General features: G+C 52.6%; 4 protein-coding genes. 3 read left to right on the top strand and 1 reads right to left on the bottom strand.

Going from position 1 to position 3,310, the window contains the following annotated elements; all coding sequences use genetic code 11:
* The first annotated feature begins 79 nt into the window (after positions 1-79).
* Positions 80-577, top strand: coding sequence for a type IV pilin protein (locus ACQY36_RS07975; RefSeq protein WP_428078745.1), 498 nt, complete (start codon positions 80-82; stop codon positions 575-577).
* A 21-nt stretch (positions 578-598) separates the two neighbouring features.
* Here ACQY36_RS07975 and ddpX read toward each other — a convergent pair whose 3' ends face one another.
* Complete coding sequence (ddpX, locus tag ACQY36_RS07970; protein WP_428056793.1) at positions 599-1,222, bottom strand: D-alanyl-D-alanine dipeptidase; 624 nt, start codon at positions 1,220-1,222, stop codon at positions 599-601.
* 60 nt (positions 1,223-1,282) lie between these two features.
* Here ddpX and era point away from each other — a divergent pair, with 60 nt between their 5' ends.
* Both era and ACQY36_RS07960 read left to right on the top strand, forming a co-directional pair.
* Positions 1,283-2,194, top strand: coding sequence for a GTPase Era (era, locus tag ACQY36_RS07965; protein WP_428078743.1), 912 nt, complete (start codon positions 1,283-1,285; stop codon positions 2,192-2,194).
* A gap of 544 nt (positions 2,195-2,738) precedes the next feature.
* Positions 2,739-3,209 carry a type IV pilin protein gene (locus tag ACQY36_RS07960; RefSeq protein ID WP_428078741.1) on the top strand — a complete coding sequence of 157 codons (471 nt, stop codon included), beginning with the start codon at positions 2,739-2,741 and terminating at the stop codon, positions 3,207-3,209.
* Positions 3,210-3,310: the final 101 nt, after the last annotated feature.

Raw genomic sequence — 3,310 nt, 5'->3', positions numbered from 1 at the left:
AAGATATAAAAGGCTTGTATTGTTTTTTTTTTTTGATAAATTGGGAATATCAACTCATATAAATAGGGGGATATATCCCGTGCAAAAAAGCCTCGGATTCACGTTAATAGAGCTGTTGGTTGTGGTATTAATTATCGGCATATTGTCGGCGGTTGCGCTTCCGCAGTATGAACGTACGGTGGAAAAAAGCCGCTGGACCGAAGCGGTTTCGGCCGCGTCGGCTTTTTACGACGCGCAGGAACTGTATAAGCTGGCGAATGATTCCTACGCAACGGATTTTGATTCGCTGGATTTTACGCCGCCTGGCCAGCGCCAGTTCACCACCCTGTACCGAACCAAAAATTTTGAATACAGCATTCCGTCCAATATGATGACGGCGCACGGACATATGCATATCCTGCGCCGGCGCAATTTCAACGGATACACGCGTTATATGATTGTACAGCTGGGCGTGGGCACATACTGCCACGTAATGCCCGCGGATAAAGAAGGCAATCTGTTCTGCCAGAACCTGACGGGTTCCCCGCGTGAAACCTGCGCGATTGAAACGGGCTGGAACTGCTACCGGGTAAAATAAACGCGTGTGGCGGCGGGAGTGTTACTTTGGCAGGGGAATGTTTAAAAGCGGTTTTTGCTTCCAGCCGGTTTTGTCAAAATGCCACCATTCGGTGCGCGTGTAGGTAAATCCGGCGGCGGTCATAATTTTTTTAAGCGTTTCCCGGCGGCGCAGAACGGCTTCGGGCAAATCGTAAAAATCCATATGGGCGCGTTTGGAAAAACTGTCAAACCCCGTGGGCATTTCAAGCGGGTTGCCGTCAAAATCGCAGGGCGTTAAATCCACCGCCATGCCGCGGCTGTGGCGGGACCCTTTTTTAGGCGGGGCGACGTAGCTGGGGTTCGGCGCCGCGTCCCAGAGTTTTTGCTGGGCGTCCTGCGGGCGGTAGCAGTCCCACAGACAAAACGTAAACGGTTCCTTTTCCTCAGCCGCCAGCCGGACGGCTTTTTGGAGGCCTTCCACGGCGTCCTGATGCAGGTAGCATTTGGCGGAATCATAAATTTTTTTACCGGTAAAATTGTTGGCGGTGGCGTAGCGCAGGTCCACAAATACGTGCAGGCCGGGCACGGAAGCCACGTCCACCAGGCCGGCGGCCTCGGGGGTGTTGTCCGCCCCAAAGGCGGGGGCAAATGCCGCAAGCAGGAGTAAAAGCAGGCTTTTTCTCATACGTTTAGTATAGCAGTTTGCGCGTTGGCGGACCAGGCAAAAAATAAGTACAATACTTCTATGGACGATAAAAACTTCAAGAGCGGTTTTGCGGTGCTGGCCGGCCTGCCCAATGCGGGTAAATCCACGCTGCTTAACAATTTGGCGGGCGGCCTGCTGTCCGCCGTTACGCATAAACCCCAAACCACGCGCCAGAATATTTTGGCGATTGCGGAAGGGGATGATTACCAGGTGGTGTTTGTGGACACGCCCGGTTTTTTAACGGCGCAGTATAAGCTGCAGCAGACAATGGTGAACTGCGTGGACCGCGCCGTGCGCGAAGAAGCCGATTTAGTCGTTTTTTTAGTAGATGCCGCCGCCGATTATTCCCATAATGCCAAACTGGTGGAAAAATTGAAAAGCGTTTATTGTCCCATATTTTTGGCGATTAACAAAACCGATTTGGTAAAAGACGCCGCCGCGCTGGACGCATTGGAAGCGCGCGTAAAAGCCGATTTAAAAATCGCCCGGACCTTCCGCATTTCTGCGGCCAAAGGCGAGGGAACGGACGGCTTGAAACAAGCCGTCATCGCGGCGATGCCGGTGAGCCCGGCGTATTTTCCGCCCGGCCAGTGGACGGACCGCTGGGAGCGTTTTTACGCGGCGGAATTTATCCGCGAGCAGATTTTTTTGCTGTACCAAAAAGAAATTCCGTACAGCACGTATGTGGAAATTGAACAGTTTACCGAAGATTTGGGCCCCAAGAATTTCATTCGGGCCAATATCCACGTGGAGCGCGAGAGCCAGAAGCCGATTATTATCGGTAAAGGCGGCAGTGCGATTGCGGAACTGAGAAAGCGCGCGCAGAAGCGCATAGAAGAGTTTTTGGGGCGCAAATACCGCCTGGAACTCAATGTGGTGGTGTCGCCCGACTGGCGCAACAATACGAAAATGCTGGAGCGGTTTGGCTACATCGTGCGCGACGAAAAATAATACGCGCGGATATTTAGTTTTATGTGAAACGGGCGGGGAGCTTATTTCCCTGCCCGGTTTTTTATTCTTTTCCGGCACCCTGCGGGCCGGGCCTTGCAGGCCAGCACCCCAAGGCCCGGACCCTGCGGCTGGCCCGTAGGGTGCCACTTTTCGGGCCGTGTTGTTGCCGTTGTGGTTCCGGCCTTCGCCCGTTTATAAAATCCGTTTTACGCGGGAGAAGCGTTTTATTTGTCTGAGCGGTAGCGAGTTGTAAAACGCGCCGCGTAAAACTGGATTTTATGGGCACCGGCCGGCAGTCTTTTTCTCCCTTTTTCTGCTGCCAGAAAAAGGGGCCTTGCAGGCCGTGCAGACTTTGCGGTGCTTGGCGATATTGCTTAAATGGTGTGGCTCAATTAGTCGGATGTATCCGCATAGAAAACCACCCCCTGGAAGGGGCCTTGACTCGTTTTTTTTTTTTGATAAAGTGGGTAAAGCACGGCTGCGTTCCGCTGACTTCCCCGTACCACTTCCGCGCCGTGCAAATCTATGTTTTCCCGGAGTATTTATGCAAAGAGGTTTCACATTAATAGAACTTTTGGTGGTGGTGCTGATTATAGGCATCTTGTCTGCGGTTGCATTCCCGCAGTATGAAGCAGCCGTGGAAAAGAGCCGCTGGACGGAAGCGGTAACCATGGCGCGGTCCATCTATCAGGCGCAGGAAGTATACAAGCTGGCTAACGACAGCTACGCCACTACTTATGATGATTTGGATATCACCCTGCCCGGCACGCGCAACTCCGCCGCGCAGTACACCACGAAAAATTTTATTTATTATTTTGGCGGCGGCGGCGGCCAGCCGCATATCCGCCGGGTACAGTACCCCAACCGTTATATAGTGCCTGCTATGGGTATTGGTATTTATTGCCACGTAACCGCCAGCGATGCGGAAGGGAACGCTTTTTGCAAAAAGCTTACGGGCAGTGAGAAAGAAAACTGTTCGTTTGAAAGCGGCTGGAATTGTTATCCGCTTAAATAAACAATTGTTTGGCTCGGCTGGCCCGGAGGGTGCGGCTTTTCAGGCTGTGTTGTTGCCGTTGTTGCTCCGGCCTTAGCCCGTCTATAAAATCCGTTTTACGC

Source organism: Candidatus Avelusimicrobium alvi, assembly GCF_958451995.1.
Lineage (GTDB): Bacteria > Elusimicrobiota > Elusimicrobia > Elusimicrobiales > Elusimicrobiaceae > Avelusimicrobium > Avelusimicrobium alvi.
The sequence above is the reverse complement of the archived record's forward strand: the minus strand, read 5'-3'. Positions and strand labels throughout refer to the sequence as shown.

What these genes read in the sequence shown, in the direction of transcription:
- ddpX (WP_428056793.1), bottom strand. Translation starts at nt 1,222, where the DNA reads ATGAGAAAAAGCCTGCTTTTACTCCTGCTTGCGGCATTTGCCCCCGCC.
- era (WP_428078743.1), top strand. Translation starts at nt 1,283, where the DNA reads ATGGACGATAAAAACTTCAAGAGCGGTTTTGCGGTGCTGGCCGGCCTG.
- ACQY36_RS07960 (WP_428078741.1), top strand. Translation starts at nt 2,739, where the DNA reads ATGCAAAGAGGTTTCACATTAATAGAACTTTTGGTGGTGGTGCTGATT.